This is a genomic window from Bradyrhizobium sp. (genome assembly GCF_019242285.1).
Taxonomy (GTDB): Bacteria; Pseudomonadota; Alphaproteobacteria; order Rhizobiales; family Xanthobacteraceae; genus Bradyrhizobium.
Window position 1 is genome coordinate 16964 of record NZ_JAFAVV010000854.1, and the last position, 17524, is coordinate 34487.

At 66.0% G+C, this 17524-nt stretch carries 16 protein-coding genes; 4 read left to right on the forward strand and 12 right to left on the reverse strand.

Going from position 1 to position 17524, the window contains the following annotated elements:
* Positions 1 to 504 precede the first annotated feature (504 nt).
* Both JOY90_RS35310 and JOY90_RS35315 read right to left on the reverse strand, forming a co-directional pair.
* A complete protein-coding gene (locus JOY90_RS35310; RefSeq protein ID WP_291695725.1) occupies positions 505 to 1032 on the reverse strand; it encodes a transposase in 528 nt (175 codons plus the stop codon).
* Between the two features lie 104 nt (positions 1033 to 1136).
* Positions 1137 to 2489: a globin-coupled sensor protein gene (locus JOY90_RS35315; RefSeq protein ID WP_291695709.1), complete on the reverse strand. Its 1353-nt coding sequence runs from the start codon at positions 2487 to 2489 to the stop codon at positions 1137 to 1139.
* Between the two features lie 127 nt (positions 2490 to 2616).
* Between JOY90_RS35315 and JOY90_RS35320 the strand changes: the two genes are divergently transcribed.
* On the forward strand, positions 2617 to 3303 hold the full coding sequence (locus tag JOY90_RS35320) for an isocitrate lyase/phosphoenolpyruvate mutase family protein (protein ID WP_291695710.1): 687 nt from the start codon (positions 2617 to 2619) through the stop codon (positions 3301 to 3303).
* A 276-nt stretch (positions 3304 to 3579) separates the two neighbouring features.
* On the opposite strand, the gene JOY90_RS35325 is transcribed toward JOY90_RS35320, so the two are convergent.
* A complete protein-coding gene (locus JOY90_RS35325; RefSeq protein ID WP_291695711.1) occupies positions 3580 to 3705 on the reverse strand; it encodes a hypothetical protein in 126 nt (41 codons plus the stop codon).
* 153 nt (positions 3706 to 3858) lie between these two features.
* Here JOY90_RS35325 and JOY90_RS35330 point away from each other — a divergent pair, with 153 nt between their 5' ends.
* The 3 genes from JOY90_RS35330 (at position 3859) to JOY90_RS35340 (ending at position 6878) form a co-directional block, all read left to right on the forward strand.
* On the forward strand, positions 3859 to 5250 hold the full coding sequence (locus tag JOY90_RS35330; RefSeq protein WP_291695712.1) for an ammonium transporter: 1392 nt from the start codon (positions 3859 to 3861) through the stop codon (positions 5248 to 5250).
* Between the two features lie 152 nt (positions 5251 to 5402).
* On the forward strand, positions 5403 to 5747 hold the full coding sequence (locus tag JOY90_RS35335) for a hypothetical protein (protein ID WP_291695713.1): 345 nt from the start codon (positions 5403 to 5405) through the stop codon (positions 5745 to 5747).
* Positions 5748 to 5759: 12 nt separating this feature from the next.
* Positions 5760 to 6878, forward strand: a complete 1119-nt coding sequence (locus tag JOY90_RS35340; RefSeq protein WP_291695714.1) for a DUF6745 domain-containing protein — start codon at positions 5760 to 5762, stop codon at positions 6876 to 6878.
* Positions 6879 to 7076: 198 nt separating this feature from the next.
* On the opposite strand, the gene JOY90_RS35345 is transcribed toward JOY90_RS35340, so the two are convergent.
* From JOY90_RS35345 to topA, 9 genes are all read right to left on the reverse strand, one after another.
* Positions 7077 to 7610, reverse strand: a complete 534-nt coding sequence (locus tag JOY90_RS35345; protein WP_291695715.1) for a hypothetical protein — start codon at positions 7608 to 7610, stop codon at positions 7077 to 7079.
* A gap of 118 nt (positions 7611 to 7728) precedes the next feature.
* A complete protein-coding gene (gene rpmG, locus JOY90_RS35350; protein WP_291695716.1) occupies positions 7729 to 7896 on the reverse strand; it encodes a 50S ribosomal protein L33 in 168 nt (55 codons plus the stop codon).
* 129 nt (positions 7897 to 8025) lie between these two features.
* A complete protein-coding gene (locus JOY90_RS35355) occupies positions 8026 to 9354 on the reverse strand; it encodes an LLM class flavin-dependent oxidoreductase (RefSeq protein WP_291695717.1) in 1329 nt (442 codons plus the stop codon).
* Positions 9355 to 9629: 275 nt separating this feature from the next.
* Complete coding sequence (locus JOY90_RS35360; RefSeq protein ID WP_291695718.1) at positions 9630 to 9926, reverse strand: hypothetical protein; 297 nt, start codon at positions 9924 to 9926, stop codon at positions 9630 to 9632.
* A gap of 123 nt (positions 9927 to 10049) precedes the next feature.
* Entirely contained in the window at positions 10050 to 11384 is a 1335-nt protein-coding gene (locus tag JOY90_RS35365; protein WP_367277032.1) for an amidohydrolase, read from the reverse strand.
* A gap of 50 nt (positions 11385 to 11434) precedes the next feature.
* On the reverse strand, positions 11435 to 12187 hold the full coding sequence (locus tag JOY90_RS35370; protein WP_291695720.1) for an NUDIX hydrolase: 753 nt from the start codon (positions 12185 to 12187) through the stop codon (positions 11435 to 11437).
* A gap of 38 nt (positions 12188 to 12225) precedes the next feature.
* Entirely contained in the window at positions 12226 to 12666 is a 441-nt protein-coding gene (locus JOY90_RS35375; RefSeq protein WP_291695726.1) for a DUF983 domain-containing protein, read from the reverse strand.
* Positions 12666 to 15047, reverse strand: a complete 2382-nt coding sequence (gene rnr / locus JOY90_RS35380) for a ribonuclease R (protein ID WP_291695721.1) — start codon at positions 15045 to 15047, stop codon at positions 12666 to 12668. Before rnr ends, JOY90_RS35375 begins: the two co-directional genes overlap by 1 nt.
* Before the next feature lie 25 nt (positions 15048 to 15072).
* On the reverse strand, positions 15073 to 17524 hold a 2452-nt coding region (gene topA / locus JOY90_RS35385; RefSeq protein WP_291695722.1), incomplete at its 5' end, for a type I DNA topoisomerase.

Below are 17524 nucleotides of genomic sequence, written 5' to 3' on the forward strand. Positions count from 1 at the left end.
GCTCAGCCGGATAGTCCGGCCTTCCCTGCGCGATGGTTTTAACGCTTATACGTGATCTCCCTGGTGCGCCGGGCTTTTGGCCACCATCGCCTCGCGATCAGTCCCGCGAGACTTGATATCAGCGTCGGGATATCAGGACCACACGATTTCACGTCCGCGCCGGTGCCGCTCGTCAGTCAGCCCAGCACGTCCACCACATCCCGCCCCGCGTGTCGTGACGATCGCGATGCGCCCCTCCTGCCGAGACGGGACGGCGCGCATAATGCCACTGATTTGGGTCGCGGTCAAGTATATTTCTAAAAATCAGAAGTAGCGTGTGCGACGAATTGGCACGACGGGCAACGCGCATGAGGCAGATGCGCGAAAGGATGGTGGGCACACTCACATATTCGCTCTTCGAGCAAATATGTGAGCTTAGCCCCCTACGATCCGCCTCGATGCTGTAGGGTGGGCTAAGCTCTACGCTGCCGCTCGAAGAGCGGTAGCGTAAAGTGTGCCCACCATTCACTCGCCGAATGAGCCCTCGATATCGCGCAGATCTCCGCCCCAATCACTGGTGAGCAAGCCGAGTTCGACGAAACGATGAAAGCTGCTGTGGGGCCAATCCACGACACGCTTCACATATCCATGTTTCACGGGATTGAAATGGATGTAGTCGATGTGTCGATCGAGGTCTCGTTCATCTCGGATCGCGTGCTCCCGATAGCGCCGTTGCCAGATGCCTTTTTCGCGCTTTGAAATTTTGCTTTGCGATCGTGGCCGCGCTTCTATGCCTTTGGAGAAGCCGCCCTTGATCAGATTCCAGCGCATGGCAAAGTCGGGGTCGTTTTCCGGCATAGTCCAGATGGCGTGGAGGTGGTCGGGCAGGATGCAGATCGCGATTGTTTCAAAAGGCCGACGCTGTTGAACGGCGCGACAGGCCTCACGCAGACGATCAATCTTTTCGAGCAACAGGCTGCTCGAACGATCGGCAAGAGTGATCGTGAAGAAAAAGATTCCGCCGTCAATGTGAGCACGACGATGGTTTGGCATACGGGTTCTTATCGTGCTCAGCTTGGTGGGCACGCTTTACGCTGGCGCCCTTCGAGCGTCAGCGTAAAGCTTAGCCCCACCCTACGGAATTGGAGTAAATCCGTTCACGCTGCGCGCACCGTGCGCAGGAACTTGTCGAGCTCGAGGCGCAGCCGGCTGCTTTCCTTCGACAGCGAGCGCGCGGAGGAAAGCACCTGGGAGGAGGCGGCGCCGGTCGCGTTGGCGCCCTGGCTGACCTCGCCGATGTTCTGGGCCACTTTCGCCGATCCGCTCGCGACTTCCTGGAAATTGCGCGAGATCGCCTTGGTGGCAGCGCCCTGCTGCTCGGCCGAAGCGGCGATCCCGGCGGAAATCTCGGAGATCTTCCGGATGGTGGCGCCGATCTCCTTGATCGCGGCCACCGCGGCCTGGGTCGCGGTCTGGATGCCCACGATCTGCTGGCTGATGTCGTCGGTGGCCTGCGCGGTCTGCGAGGCCAGGGCCTTCACCTCGGAGGCGACCACCGCGAAGCCGCGCCCGGCATCGCCGGCGCGCGCCGCCTCGATGGTGGCGTTCAGCGCCAGCAGGTTGGTCTGCCCGGCGATCGAGGTGATGAGCTTCAACACGTCGCCGATCCGCTCCGCGGTGCGCGACAATTCGCTGATGCCGGCATCGGTCTGCTCGACCTGGCGCACCGCTTCCCCGGCGATGTTGCTGGACTCGGTGACCTGGCGGCCGATCTCGTTGACGGCGAGCGACATCTCCTCCGTCGCCGACGCGACCGACTGCACGCTGGTGGAGACCTGGCCGGACGCGGCGGCAACCGAGGTCGAGAGCAACTGCGTCGCCTCGGCCGTCTTGGTCAACGTGCCGGCGGACGCTTCCAGATCGGTCGAGGCAGACGAGACCGAGCCGACGATCTCGCCGATCGCCGCCTCGAACGTCGAGGCCATGGACTGCAGCGCGGTGCGCTGCTCGTCCCTGGCGGTATCCAGATAGACCGAGATCGCAAGATCCATGTCGAGCAGGACCGCGCGGGTGAGGGCTGCCTGCAGTGCCGCCCGCTTCTCGCGCGAAGCCTTCTCCTTGAACCAGCCGTCGGGCATGCCGGTTTCGATGGCGTGCAGCAAACCGGTCAGGATCCGGGAATGGCCGGCGATGTACCAGTGCTGCTCCAGGCCGAGCCGGTGGTGTGCCTTGGCGATTCCGCTGACGGAGGTGACATAGGCCTCGTCGAAGGCGCCATTCACCATGGCGCGCCAGTGTTCGATCTGGGCCTCCTTGGCCTGACGAACCGCCACTTCGGTGGGAAACATGGGCGCGAGCTGCGGCTGCCTGGCGATCCAGGCATAGAGCTGATCGAGGACGTTCGGCAGCGCCGCCGCAATCAATGGCTGCAGCTCCTTTAGAGATTCGCGTGCCTTGCGGTCCATTCCCATGACGTCCAGCCGGGATCGGATCGATTGCTCTTCCTTCATTGCAGCCCCACCGCGCTTGAGAACCCGTAAAATTACGGGCTTCATAACGCCGCAACTGCAAAATTTTGGTTTCCATCGGCTTGTCAAAGCCGAAAAACGCGCCTGATCGGCCAATATCGAGCGCTACGTGACGCTGTCGCAGGCGGCGGAGGCCAACCTCGCCAGCCTGATCATGAACCGCGTCTTCGAGCGCTCCCGAGCTTGCGCGTGCTGTTCGTCGAATATGGCTTCGTCTGGCTGCTGCCGGCGCTGTTGCGGATGGATCGAGGACCAGACCTTTCCCAAGCGCTGCGGCCATCTCGACAAGGAGGTGATCCCGCTCGACGAGTTCATCCCGAAGATCCGCGCCGCGGCGTCCGCCAAGATCAATCCGAATTTTACCCTGATCGCGCGCACCGATGCGCGCGCGATGCTCGGCTTCGAGGAGGCGATCAGGCGTGTCAACGCGGCACTCGAGGCCGGCGCCGATGTCGCCTTCGTCGAGGCGCCGCAGACACTGGACGAGGTCCGCGCGGTGCCGAAGCTCGTGAAGGGGCCGTGCCTGCTCAACATGGTCTGGAAGGGCAAGAAGCCGGAGGTGCCGATCGCCGACGCCCATGCCATGGGCTTCAGGATCATGATCTTCCCGGGGCTGCTGTTCAAGGCCGTGATCGGCGCCTGCGACACCGCGCTGGCCGATCTCGACACGCTCGGCCGGCATCCGGTGCCGCCCGGCGACATGAACATCCGCCAGGGTTTTGCCCGCGTCGGCGCCAATCAATGGGACCCGCTGCGCGAGGCGTTCCGCGATCCGCCGTTGAAGCGCGCAGGCTGAGAGAGCAGGGCGCGTCAGTCGGCTTTCGCCGGCGACCCTGGCCTGCCGGATCGGCGTCGCCATCGGCTTGCTGCCGGGACCATCCGGATTGCCTTCGCGCTGATCCGGCCCACGGCGCCGCCGCTGCTAGGGGCGGCATAGCAGCTCATTTTTTAGGCGGGGCCTGCCGAAACAATGAGCGGTCCTGAGGCGCTTTGTCTCAGGCAATCTGGGGTTGACGCCGATTCAGGGGCTTAGCTGAACACCGTCGGTGGCACGATTCTTGATCATTCCTGGTCAAGAATTGGAATCGGAAAGCGTCACCGACGTTTTCCGCAGCAGGCGACCTAAGGAAACGCCGATGGCCACGATGTCATTCGTCGCCAGCGAGATGGCTTCGAAGCGGCGGTGCTTCTGCTGCAACGCCGAAACGCGGCACGCTTGTTTCAACGATCAGGATCGATGGCGAGGACCGGACGGCGGGCGGCGTCCGGGGTTCTGCTTCGCCCAATCGCGGGGACCATGACAGCGGCTCCTCAAACCTCGCTCACAACATCTTGGAGAACAGGGAGGTCAATGATGGAATTGGGGAAATTCACCGGCCGGCGGCTCGTGACTCTAGGCTTGGCGATGCTGGGCGTCGCGTGGCTCTATCTCGTCTTCACGGGCGCCGCGTTCGCCGATGACGCGCCGCCGGCCTGCGGCGGCAAGGTCCTGGAGAAGTGCACGCCGAATTCCGGCGACACCGCCTGGATGCTGACCTCGGTCGCGCTGGTCCTGATGATGACCATCCCGGGGCTCGGCCTGTTCTATGGCGGCATGGTGCGCAAGAAGAATGTCGGCGACACCGTGATGACGAGCTTTGCCGTCACCTGCCTGGTGACGATCCTGTTCGCGGCCCTGACCTACAGCATGGCCTTCCGCGCCGGCTCGCCCTTCATCGGCGGGCTCGACCGCATGTTCCTGAAGGACATCCTGAGCGACATCGGCAATGGCGGCATCGGCAACCCGAACCCGCTGGCGGCGACGATTCCGGAAGCCGTCTACATCTGCTTCCAGATGACGTTCGCCATCATCACCCCGGCGCTGATCGCCGGCGCCTTCGCCGAGCGCATGAAGTTCTCGGCGATGCTGTGGTTCATCGGCCTGTGGGCGATCTTCGTCTATGCTCCGATCGCGCACTGGGTCTGGGGGCCTGACGGCATCTTCAACTCCGGTAACGACGCCGCCTGGGCCAAGGTGCTCGACTTCGCCGGCGGCACGGTGGTGCACATCAATGCCGGCGTCGCCGGCCTGATGTGCGCGATCATGCTCGGCAAGCGCACCGACACGGGACCTGCCCACAACATGGTTCTGACCTTCATCGGCGCCGCGCTGCTGTGGGTCGGCTGGTTCGGCTTCAACGCCGGCTCCGCCGTGACCGCGGGCATGCAGGCCGGCATGGCGATGCTGGTGACGCAGATCGCGACCGCGGTCGCTGCCTTCACCTGGATGCTGGTCGAATGGGCGCTGAAGGGCAAGCCGACGGTGGTCGGCATCTGCTCGGGCGCCGTCGCAGGGCTGGTGGCGATCACGCCGGCCTCGGGCTTCGTCGGCCCGGTCGGTGCGTTCGCGATCGGCGTGGCCGCCGGCGTCGTCTGCTACTGGGGCTGCACGGGTCTCAAGCACATGTTCTCCTATGACGACGCGCTCGACTGTTTCGGCGTGCACGCGGTCGGCGGTATCGTCGGCGCGCTTCTGACAGGCGTGTTTGCGGTCCAGCAGTACGGCGGCACCGCCGGCGTGCTGGAGGGCAACCCGATGCAGTTCGTCAACCAGTGCATCGGGGTCGCGACCGTCTTCATCTACGACGCGGTGGTCAGCCTGATCATCCTGTTCGTGGTCAAGATGTTCGTCGGCCTGCGCGTGACCGTGGAGACCGAGCGGGAAGGGCTCGACCTCGCGCTGCACGGCGAGGTGGTGCAGTAGTCACAGATTGGTGAAGTACGATCGACGTCAACGATAGTCTCCCCGGCGCAGCTTCATGCGTTGGGGGAGACGATCCAAGAATTCGGATTGGGTGGGATGGAGGGCACCCAGCGCATCGGCCGGGTGCCCGTCAGCAGCACAGGGAGATGGCGATGACGGAGATCTTCGCACAAGGTGATCTTTTGCTCGAGCGGGTCGCTGATGTCGCGCCCTCGGGCCTGATCGAGGAGAACGCGGCAGGCACGGCGATGGTGCTGGCGGAAGGCGAGGCGACCGGCCATCGCCATGCCATCCTGGAGCGGGTGACGAAATTCCGCGACGACGCGCTCGCGCGCGACATTCCGGCGGGTCTTTATGTCGGGCATGTGCAGATCGGCTCCGCCACCGCGCGGGTGACGCATGAGGAGCATGCGCCGATCACGCTGCCGCGCGGCACCTATCGCGTGCGTCGGCAGCGCGAGCTCGGCCCACGGGACGCGCGCATCCTCGCCGACTAGCCAGAGCAGGTCATGCGCAACCAAGGTGCGCTGACCGCCGAGCAGCGGGCGGCGCTCGGCCGCTATCGGGCGCGCTGGCTTGCGATTCGGCGTTCGACCGAGCCCGCCGACCGCGACGCGGCCGAGCAGGGGGCGGGGCTCGCCTATCAGGCTGCGGGACTGCAACCGCCCGCACGCTTCGTCTGGTGCGACAGTCCGGTCGCGCTGTCGCATCTGGCCGCGCGGCCGTCGCCCGCCGATGGCGCCAATGTCAGGTCGGCGCTGATCGACCGCATCCGACGGCAGGCGGCGCGTCAGGTTCGCAAGCGGATCGGCGCGCGCCGAACCGCCGAGATCGCGGCAACGGTCAACCCTGCCGACGCGCTGATTGCCACTGTTGCCGAGCTGGTGCTCGCACATGTGGCCGACGACGACGCCTCGCTGATGCAGCGCTACCGGCGCTCGGAACCGCTGTCGCGCGCCGATCTCTGGCGCACGCTGCTCGGGCGCGAGGGTTTTGCCCATGTCGCGGCCGGCCCGCATGACCTGTCATGGCTCGGCCCGTTCGAATATGTCCGCAACGTGCTTGGGCTGCGCGCCGAGACCTCCTCACTGCTCGGGCTGTGGCAGGTCGCGCTGCATGCGGGCTGGATACGCCCGCACGAACAGACCTGCTGGCTGTCGGAACGGCCGCATCTCCTGCACGGCGACGTCAACGACCGCCTGCACCATGCGAGCGGTCCGGCCCTCCGCTTTGGCGACGGCTTTGCGGTCTGGGCCTGGCGCGGGGTCGAGGTGCCGCGCGCGCTGATCGAGCAGCCCGGGGCGATCACGGCCGCGACGATCGATGCTGCGACCAACGTCCAGCATCGTCGCTGCATGATCGAGATCATGACGCCGGAGCGCTATGTGGTGGAGGGCGGGGCGGTGCGCGTCGCCGAGGACCAGACCGGCGTGCTCTGGCGCAAGAGGTGGCCGCCGCACGATGTCTGGGCCGCGGTCGAGGTGATCAACGCGACCGCGGAAGCCGACGGCACCCACAAACACTATTTCCTGCAGGTGCCGCCGGAGCTTCGCACGCCCTGCGAGGCGGTGGCCTGGACCTACGGCATGGAGGCGAAGGCGTATTCGAAGCTGGTGGCGCGGACGTGATCAGTGCCGCATACTCGGTGCACCTCGCCCCGCTCGCGGGGAGAGGTCGGATTGCGTCGTCAGATGCAACCCGGGTGAGGGGACTCTCCGCGAGTCCCGCTGCTGAAGCAGCCCCTCATCCCACCCCTCTCCCCGTAAGAACGGGGCGAGGGAGCGCACCGCCGCTGCCGTGGCAGGTTACACCCGATCTCGCGGTCGCTAGCTCCGGTAATAGCGCCACATGCGCAGGAACGTCCGGTGGATTTCGTCCGGCGGCTGGTCGAACGGCTCGAGATTCACCCGCACCATGTTCTCGTGGCTCATCCGCCAGGGCAGCCGCATCCATCTTCGCCAGCGTGGCCGGTTGCGGCGCCAGTCGACGACGAGCGCGCTGCGCAGCGGCGCGTTGAGCACGATCTGCAGCTCGTGCACGGTCATCGCGCGCTCGGCGATCTCGACGACGTCGATGCGCTCGATCGCGCGCCAGCGGATCAGCCCGAACGCCTGCAGGAAGATGCCGTACTGGTTGGCGCCGATGGTCGGCCGCCCGGTCTCGAGCAGCGGGATGTTGTAGTAGGTGAAGGCGAAAGCCGCAGCCGACAGCGGCAGCCAGTAGAGCGCGCCGGTGATCCAGGTGGCGGTGAGGAAGATCAGCGCCAGCGCCGCGGTGATGTAGACCGGGAAATAGACGTCGTCGCGGCTGTAGGCGGCCGAATAACCACCGAGATTTCCCTCGTCCAGCGGCGCTGCCATGTGAACCTCGTGCCCGGCAGGCGAGCAAGGCCTATGCCATCAGCGCGGCGGAGGTGAGGCCACAAATAAAAACGGGGCCCAGGGCCCCGTCCAAAGTCTGCAGTGTCCCCGCGATTGGTTACTTGATCTTCGCTTCGCGGAACTCGACGTGCTTGCGCGCGACGGGGTCGTATTTCTTCATGACCAGTTTCTCGGTCTTGGTGCGCGAGTTTTTCTTGGTGACGTAATAGTAGCCGGTGTCCGCAGACGACACGAGCTTGACCTTGATGGTGACCGCCTTGGCCATGTCGAGATATCCTGAATGAATGAGGTGAGGCGCCGGGCCGCCGATGGCGCAGGCATTTGTCCGGCAACCTAGCGATTGAGGCCTCAAAGTCAAGGTATCCGGGGCCACACCGGCCCGGAATTGGCCCGATCAGCGCTCGAAGAAACGGTTCGTCGGCCGCGGCAGCCCGAGATTCTCCCGCAGCGTCCGGCCCTCATAGTCCTTGCGGAAAATGCCGCGCCGCTGCAGCTCCGGGACGACTTTGTCGACAAAGTCGTAAAGTCCGGCGGGGAGAAACGGGAACATGATGTTGAATCCATCAGAGCCGCGGCCCACGAGCCATTCCTCCATCTGGTCCGCGATGGTTTTCGCCGTGCCGACGAAGGCGAGCCCGCCATAGCCGCCGACTCGCCGCGCGAGTTGGCGCACCGTCAACTTGTCGCGGGCCGCAACGTCAACCAGGCGCTGTCTTCCGCTCTTGGATGCGTTGGTCTCGGGGATCGGCGGTAACGGTCCGTCCGGGTCGAAGCCCGAGGCATCGGTGCCGAGCATCACCGACAGCGACGCGATCGCGCTGTCGTAATGCACCATGCCGTCGAGCTTCTCGCGCTTCTCCTTGGCCTCCTCGACGCTGTCGCCCACCACGACGAAGGCGCCGGGCAGGATCTTCAGGTGCTCGGGATCGCGGCCGGCCTTCTCGGCGCGGCCCTTGATGTCGGCATAGAGCTTCTGTCCGTCGGCGAGGCTGCCGCCACCGGTGAACACGGCTTCCGCGGTTTCCGCCGCAAGCTGCCGGCCGTCGTCGGAAGCTCCGGCCTGCACGATCAGCGGCCAGCCTTGCACCGGGCGGGCAATGTTCAGGGGACCGCGCACCCTGAGATATTTGCCCTTGTGGTCGAGCACATGCATCTTCGCGGGGTCGAAATACAGCCCTCGCTCGACATCTTGCACGAAGGCGTCGTCGGCGAAGGAGTCCCACAGGCCGGTGACCACGTCGTAGAACTCTCGCGCGCGCTTGTAGCGCTCCGCGTGCTCCATGTGGTCGTCGAGGCCGAAATTGAGCGCCGCGTCGGGGTTCGAGGTGGTGACGATGTTCCAGCCCGCGCGGCCGCCCGAGATGTGATCGAGCGAGGCGAAGCGGCGGGCGACGTGATAGGGCTCGTCGAAGGTGGTCGAGCCGGTCGCGATCAGGCCGATATGCTCGGTCGCGGTCGCGAGCGCCGAGAGCAGCGTGAACGGCTCGAACGAGGTCACGGTGTGGCTGCGCTTGAGCGCATTGATCGGCATGTTCAGGACCGCGAGATGGTCGGCCATGAAGAAGGCGTCGAACCTGCCGGCTTCGAGTTTTCTGATCAGGTCGCGCAGATGCGCGAAGTTGAAATTGGCGTCCGGCCAGGCGCCGGGATAGCGCCAGGCGCCGGTGTGGATGGAGACCGGGCGCATGAAGGCGCCGAGCTTGAGCTGACGGGGTGATGCCATGGCCGAAGGTCCGCGGATGATTGATATCAGGCAGACATAGGTACAAAGCGCCGCCGCGCCATCAGGAAGATTATTCTGTTTTGGCGTGCGCCGATGAAATGGCCGTCATTTTTGGCCGGGAACGGTAGGGTGGGCTAAGCTTTGCCGAAGCTCGAAGAGCGAAGGCAAGGCGTGCCCACCATTTGGAGTGGTGGTGTCGAAAGAATGGTGGGCACGCTTCCGCCTTCGCTCTTCGAGCGCAATCGGAAGCTTAGCCCACCCTACGCATCCGGCGCTTATCTCGCCGGCGGAGGCTTATCCAGCAGGCTGCGAAACTGGTCGAGCTCGCGATGCGCCGGTTCTGGCGCGGGAGGAGGCGCTTCCTCGGAGGCGAAGCGGATATTGGTGCCCTCGAGCAGCCCGCCGGCGATGCCAACCGTCCACTCGTTCGATTCCTGGATCTTGCCCTGCTCGCCGACGGCCACCGCCGTCACCACTCGTGCGCCTTTGGCGGTCTGTGACGAGGCCGGCGTCATTGACGCAGCCGCGATCGCCGCTGCAAGCAGACTCGTGGCCGGCTGGATGCGGCTCATTGTCCGATCTGACATGCGCGGAAACGGAGCGCGTGGCGATCGGTAATGGACTGCCACGCGCGCAACAGATTCGGCGCGGATTTCTTCAGATGCCGGGACTGCAACGCGTGAAGCGCCCAGCTATCATTTGCCGCGCGCATGCTCGTCGAAGGCGCTCAGCACCGCGAGCGTCATGGCAACGACGCCCGTTTTGATGGTGGGCTCGGGCACCGGCGCAAACAATGGCGAGTGGTTGCCCGGGAGGGGTGTCCCGCTGTTGCGCGCAGCCGCAACGCGCTCGGGCTCGTAGACACCGATATTGAAGAACATCGAGGGCACGCCGGCTGCGACATATTCGGAATAATCCTCGCTCGGCGTTCCCGGCGGCGAGGTGCGGGCCTTGTCGCCGAACGCTGCCTTGAGCACTTTCTCGGCAGTTGCGACCACGGCGGGATCGTTCACCACCGCCTTGATGCCCTCGGTGATCTTGATGTCCGGCGGCGGCGCATCCGCCATCGCCGCGACCGCTTTCGCGGTGCGCTCGATGCCCGCGAACATCCTGGCGCGGACCTCGGGCTTGAAGCTGCGGATGGTGCCGAACAGCGCGACATCGTCGGGGATGATGTTCTCGGCGGTGCCGCCGTGGATCGCGCCGATCGAGATGACGCCGAATTCGGTCGGGTCCTTCTCGCGGCTGATCACGCTCTGCAGGTCGACGACGAAGCGCGACGCCATCATCACGGGATCGAGGGTGGCCTGCGGGATTGCGCCGTGGCCGCCGCGGCCGTGAAACTTGATGGAGAGGCTGTCGGCGCTGGAGGAGCCGATGCCGGTGCGATAGAAGACGCTGTCGTAGGCGAACGGGCCGTCATGCAGAGCGAAGCCGACATCGGGCTTCGAGAAGCGCGTGAACAGACCGTCGGCCAGCATGGCCTTGGCGCCCGACCCGATCTCCTCGGCGGGCTGCGCGATGAACATCAGCGTGCCCTTCCATCGGTCCTTCAGGCCGACCAGCACCTTGGCCGTGCCGACCCAGCTCGCCATGTGGATGTCATGGCCGCAGCTATGGTCGACGAAGGTCTCGCGGCCGTTCCAGGTGGTCTTGTCGTGGCTTGCGTAGGGGAGACCGGTCTTCTCCTCCATCGGCAGCGCATCGAGCTCGGTGCGCACCATGACGGTCGGGCCGTCGCCGTTCCTGTAGAGCGCGACGAGGCCGGTCTTGCCGATCTGCTCGGTGACCTCGAATCCGAGCGCGCGCATCTCGGCCGCGAGCTTTGCCGCCGTCTTCACCTCCTGGAACGCGATCTCCGGATGGGCGTGGATGTCCTTGTAGAGCGTGTCGAGTTTTGGATAGTCGGCGTCGACCGAGCTCTCGATCGCGCTCTTCAAGCGGGGAACGTCGAGCTCGGCCCGCGCCGCAGGCGGCAAGAGGGCCATGAGGGCGACGGAAGCGAGCAGCAGCCTGGCAAACGGCATCATCGGATCGGCCTCCTCGAGATCGTTCGAGGTGCCGATCTTACCGGTACTCTTCACGCCGCCAAGACGTCTTTCTGCATTTTGCCGCCGTGGAAATGGAAGAACGGCACGGGCGCATCATGGCGGAGCGGCCCGGTGGCCAGCCGCTTCTCCAATTCGCCGAGGACGTTCTTGGTCATCGGGTGCAGGTCGGCCAGCGGCTTCGAACCGAGCTCGACCCAGACCAGCTCGACCAGCTCGGCATCCGGATGGATCACGCCGTCGATCCTGTGGGTAATGGCGGAGGCATCCGCGGTGAAGAAGCGGGTGTCGAACCGCCGCACCCGGCCGGGCGGGGTGATGGCGCGCGCGATCAGGAATAATCCGGACGGATCGGGCAGGAGCCCGGCATCGGCAAAGGGCTGCCAGGCACCGTCGAGCTGTGCCTTCGTGCCTTCGGCCTTGCGGCCGAGACAGAGGCCGGTCTCTTCGCAGGCCTCGCGGATCGCAGCCACCGCCAGCGATTTCGCGCGCGAAGCCGAGATCTTCGGGCTGCCCTTGAGCAGATTGGTTTCGAGCTCCGGCGGGATCGGCGCGGCCACCGGCACGCGATGATCGTTCTTGTCGACCCGGCCGCCGGGAAAGACGAATTTTCCCGGCATGAACACCACCTTGTCGTGGCGCTTGCCGACCAGCACCTTCGGGACGTCTCCGGAGCGATCGACCAGGATCAGTGTGGCGGCGTCCTTGGGACGATAATAGGGATGGTGATCGGCTTCCTTCTCTTCCGGCTTCTCCGCCGTCGCGGCCTGCGCGGTATCGCTCATTTCCACCCCTGAAATTCCTTTTCGTGTCTCGTATCAATTCAGACCGGCGGAATTCCTTCCGGCGGATTGTCGTCAAAGCCGTGCATGCGCAGCCCCCATTGCAGGCCGACCACGGCGCCTTTCACCGGCTGCAGCAGTGCGAGCGAGGCGATCAGCGTGAAGGGCAGGTAGACGGCGAGCTGCAGGGCGACCGGCGGCGAATAGTTGGTCTCGATGACAAGTGCCGCGGGCACCACGAGATGGCCGACGATGACGATCACGAGATAGGCCGGCAAATCGTCCGCGCGGTGCGGGGTGAAGTCGAGCCCGCACACCGAGCAATTGTCGTCGACCTTCAGGAAGGCGCGAAACAGCCTGCCCTCGCCGCAGCGTGGGCAGCGGCCGCGAAAGCCGCGCTTCAGCGCCGCCCAGACGTCGCGCTTCTCGACCCTTGCGGTCTCGCGGGTCCAGCCCGTCGGCGCGGGGCTCATGGTTTCCATCATTTGCCTCTTCTCGATTTGCCGCTCGCTTTATTCTTCTTGGCGGCCGATTTGCCCTTCGATTTGCCGCCTTTCGACTTGTTGCTCTTCGACTTGCGGCCTTTGGACTCGGCGGGCTTTTTCCGGTCCGCCTTGCGGGCGTCGTCCTCGGCGAGCCGAGCGCCACGGCCTTCGCGCTCACGCAGTCCACCGCGCGACGCGTCCGTTGCATCAGATAGGAGCTCGAACCGCAGCGCGCCAGCGATCGGCTGAGCTTCCACCAGACGGACGTCGACGACATCCCCCAGGCGGCGCATGGCACCGCTGCGCGAGCCGACCAGGGCATGGCGGGTCTCGTCATAGTTGAAATATTCGGTGCCGAGCGAGCGGATCGGCACCAGCCCATCGGCGCCGGTATCGTCGAGCTTGACGAACAGGCCGGCGCGAGTGACGCCGGAGATGCGGCCCTGGAAGCTGGCGCCGATGCGATCCACGAGATGATGCGCGATCAGGCGGTCGGCGGTCTCGCGCTCGGCCTTCATCGCGCGCCGCTCGGTGACCGAAATCTGCGCCGCGACCTCGCTCAGATGCTCCGCCGTCTCGCTGTCGGGCAGCGCGCCGTCGCCGAGCCCGAGCGCGCGGATCAGCGCGCGATGCACGACGAGGTCGGCGTAGCGGCGGATCGGCGAGGTGAAGTGCGCGTAGCGGCGCAGATTGAGGCCGAAATGCCCGTAATTCTCCGCCGAATACTCCGCCTGCGCCTGCGAGCGCAGCACCACCTCGTTGACGAGCTGCTCGTAATCCTGGCCCGCGACCAGCGTCAGCACGCGGTTGAAGAGCGAAGGGCGCAAAGCGCCGCTCTTGGCGAACGGCACGTCCAGAGTCTTCAGGAATTCCTGGAGCGCGTGCACCTTCTCCAGCGCCGGCTCGTCGTGCACGCGATAGATCAGCGGCAGCGACCTCTTCTCCAGCGTCTCGGCGGCGGCGACGTTGGCGAGGATCATGAACTCCTCGATCAGCTTGTGTGCGTCGAGCCGCTCCGGCACGACGACGCGATCGACGGTGCCGTCGGCCTTGAGCAGGATCTTGCGCTCGGGAATGTCGAGGTCGAGTGGATCGCGCTCGTCGCGCGCCCGCTTGGCGCAGCGATAGGCGGCATAGAGCGGCTTGAGGATCGGATTGAGCAGGGGGCCCGTGACGTCGTCGGGCCGGCCGTCGATCGCGGCCTGGGCCTGCGCGTAGCTCAGCTTGGCGGCCGAGCGCATCAGCACGCGATGAAAACCGTGCGAGCGCTTGCGGCCGTCGGCGCCAATCACGAGCCGCACCGCGAGCGCACCGCGCGCCTCGCCCGGCACCAGCGAGCAGAGATCGTTGGAGATGCGCTCGGGCAGCATCGGCACGACGCGGTCGGGGAAATAAACCGAGTTGCCGCGCCTCACCGCGTCGCGGTCGAGCGCGGACTCCGGTCGCACGTAGAAGCCGACGTCGGCAATCGCGACGTGGACGATGAAGCCGCCCTTGTTGTTCGGATCGGAATCAGTCTCCGCATGCACCGCGTCGTCATGATCCTTGGCGTCGGGCGGATCGATGGTGACGAGCGGCACATCGCGCCAGTCCTCGCGCCCCTTCAGCGCAGCCGGCTGGGCTGCTTCCGCTTCGCGCAGCGCCGGCGCGGAGAACTCCAGGGGGATGTCGTGGGCGTGGATCGCGATCAGGCTGATCGCCTTCTCGCTCGCGATCGAGCCGAGCCGCTCCTTGACCCGGCCGGAGGCGAGGCCGTAGCCGCGCGTGCGCATCAGGTCGACGCTGACGAGGTCGCCATCCTGCGCGCCCATGGCATCGGCCTTGGCGATGTTGAGCTCGCGCCCGGCCTGCTTCTTGTCGACGGGGATGAGCCGGCCGCCGCCATCCGGGAGCGCCCGGAACAGTCCGAGCGCGCGGCTGCGGCCGTGATCGATCAGCTTGATGACGCGGCCACGATAGGCGACGCCGTCGCCGTCGTCGGTGCGCTCGACGCGGATCAGCGCGCGGTCGCCGACGCCGGCCGTGGTGCCGGGCCGGGCATGGCGGGGAATATGAATGCGGATTCGCGGCGGCTCGCCGTGCTCGGCCTCGTCCCATTCGGCGGGAGTTGCGATCAGCTCGCCGTCGGCGTCACGGCCGGTAACGTCGGCCATCAGCGTCGCTGGCAGGACGGCGGCCTCGGTGACCTTCTTGCCCTGCTTGCGGATGGTGCCGTCGTCGGCGAGCTCGCGCAGCATGCGCTTCAATTCGGCGCGGTCGGCATTCTTCAGGCCGAACTGCCGCGCGATCTCCTTGGTGCCGACCTTGCCGGGATTCGCGCGGATGAAGGCGACGATGGCGTCCCGGGATGGAAAGCCGCTGTCGCGCACGCTCGTCACTGGCTCATCATCCGCAACGCGCGCCTCATCCGCGCCCCTTGCCGGCGCTCTTCTTCGCGGCCTTGGCCGGTGCGGGTTTTGTGGCCGAGGTCTTGGCGGCGGAGGCGACCGGGGCCCGCGCCTTGCTCGCGGCGTCCGACTTCGGCTTGGTGGCCGCCTTTTTCACCGCGGCCTTCTTGGCGACCTTGGGCGCCTTCGGCTCGGCATCCGGCTCGGCCGGCGCCTCGACTGTTGCCGGTTTGGCCCTCTTCGCCGCGGGCTTCTCGGTTCTGGGCTTCTCGATTTTGGGCTTCTCGATTTTGGGCTTGGCGATTTTGGGCCTGGCGATTCCAGGCTTGGCGCTCTTCCTGGCCGACTTGCCGCCGCCACCCTTGGCGGCACGCTCGTCGATCAGCGCGATCGCCTGCGCCAGCGTCACCTGGTCCTTCTCCAGGTCGCTTGGGATGGTCGCGTTGACGCCGCCGGCGGTGACATAGGCGCCGTAGCGGCCGTTCTTGAGCGCGACGGCGCCCAGCGTCGGATGGTCGCCGAGCGGCTTGCCGGGATCGGCGCCGAAACGCCGCCCGCCCGGACCTTTTGCCACCTTCTCCGCGATCAAGGTCACCGCGCGGTTCAGGCCGATGTCGAACACCTCGTCGCCGGCTTCCAGGCTCGCATAGGTCTTGTCGTGCTTCACGAACGGACCGAAGCGGCCGAGCCCGGCGGTGATCGGCAGGCCGGTCTCCGGATGCTTGCCGATCTCGCGCGGCAGCGACAACAGTTTCAGCGCCAGCTCGAGATCGACGTCGGACGGCTGGGTGCCCTTTGGAATGCCGGCGCGCTTCGGCTTCTCGCCTTCAGCATAGTCCTTCTGCTCGCCGAGCTGGATATAGGGGCCGAAGCGGCCGGCCTTCACGGCGACGTCGAGGCCGGTCTCCTCGTCCTTGCCCAGCACGCGGTCGGCGCTTTCCGCGCTGTCGGCGGCGAGCGGCCTCGTGTAGCGGCATTCAGGATAGTTCGAGCAGCCGACGAAGGCGCCGAACTTGCCGGCCTTGAGATTGAGCCGCCCGGTGCCGCAGGTCGGGCACTGCCTGACGTCGCCGCCGTCGGCGCGCGGCGGATAGATGTGGGGCCCGAGCATCTCGTCGAGCGCGTCCAGCACCTCGGCGACGCGCAGGTCCTTGATGTCGTCGACCGCGCCGATGAAGTCGCGCCAGAAATCCTTCAGCACCTGCTGCCAGGAAATCTCGTTGTTGGAGATGCGGTCGAGCTGCTCCTCGAGGTCGGCGGTGAAATCATACTCGACATAGCGGCGGAAGAAATTCTCCAGGAACGCGACCACGACGCGGCCCTTGTCCTCGCCATGCAGGCGTTTCTTCTCCAGCCGGACATAGCCGCGGTCCTTCAGCACCTGCAGGATCGAGGCGTAGGTCGAGGGCCGGCCGATGCCGAGCTCCTCCATGCGCTTGACCAGCGAGGCTTCCGAGAAACGCGGCGGCGGCTCGGTGAAATGCTGGGTGACGGAGAGCGACTGCCGGTTCAGCGGCTCGCCTTCGCTCATCTGCGGCAGGCGGCGGGAGTCCTCGTCCTCCTCGTCGTCATGGCCTTCCTGGTACAGCGCCAGAAAACCGTCGAACTTGACCACCTGACCCGTGGCCCGCAGCTCCAGCACGCGGGAGCCGGCCTTGGCGGTAATATCGACGGTGGTGCGCTCGAGCTCGGCGGATTCCATCTGGCTCGCGATGGTGCGCTTCCAGATCAACTCATAGAGCCGTGCCTGGTCGGCATCGAGCTTCCGCCGCATCGCGTTGGGGCGGCGCGACAGGTCGGTCGGGCGGATCGCCTCATGCGCCTCCTGGGCGTTCTTGGCCTTGGTCTGGTATTGGCGGGGGGCGTCCGGCACATAGGCGTTGCCGTAGTCCTCGCCGATCACCTTGCGCGCCTGGGTGATGGCTTCGCCCGCGATCTGCACGCCGTCGGTGCGCATATAAGTAATGAGTCCGGTGGTCTCGCCGCCGATGTCGATGCCCTCATAGAGCCGCTGTGCGATCCGCATGGTGTGCGCCGGCGCGAAGCCGAGCTTGCGGCTCGCCTCCTGCTGCAGGGTCGAGGTGGTGAAGGGGGCCTGCGGATTGCGCCGCGCCGGCTTGGCCTCGACGGTGGTGACCGTGAAGTTCGCCGCCTCGATGGCTTTGCGGAAATCCTCGGCCTCGGCGCCCGAACCGATGTCGAGCCGCGCGATCTTCTTGCCGTCGGCGCCGACCAGGCGGGCCTCGAAGGTCTCGTTGCGAGGCGTGGCCAGGGTGGCCACCAGCGACCAGTATTCCTGCGCCACAAAGCGCTCGATCTCGAGCTCTCGGTCGCACACCAGCCGCAGCGCCACCGACTGCACCCGACCGGCGGACTTGGCGCCAGGAAGCTTGCGCCACAACACCGGCGACAGCGTGAAGCCGACCAGGTAGTCGAGCGCACGGCGCGCCAGATAGGCGTCCACCAGC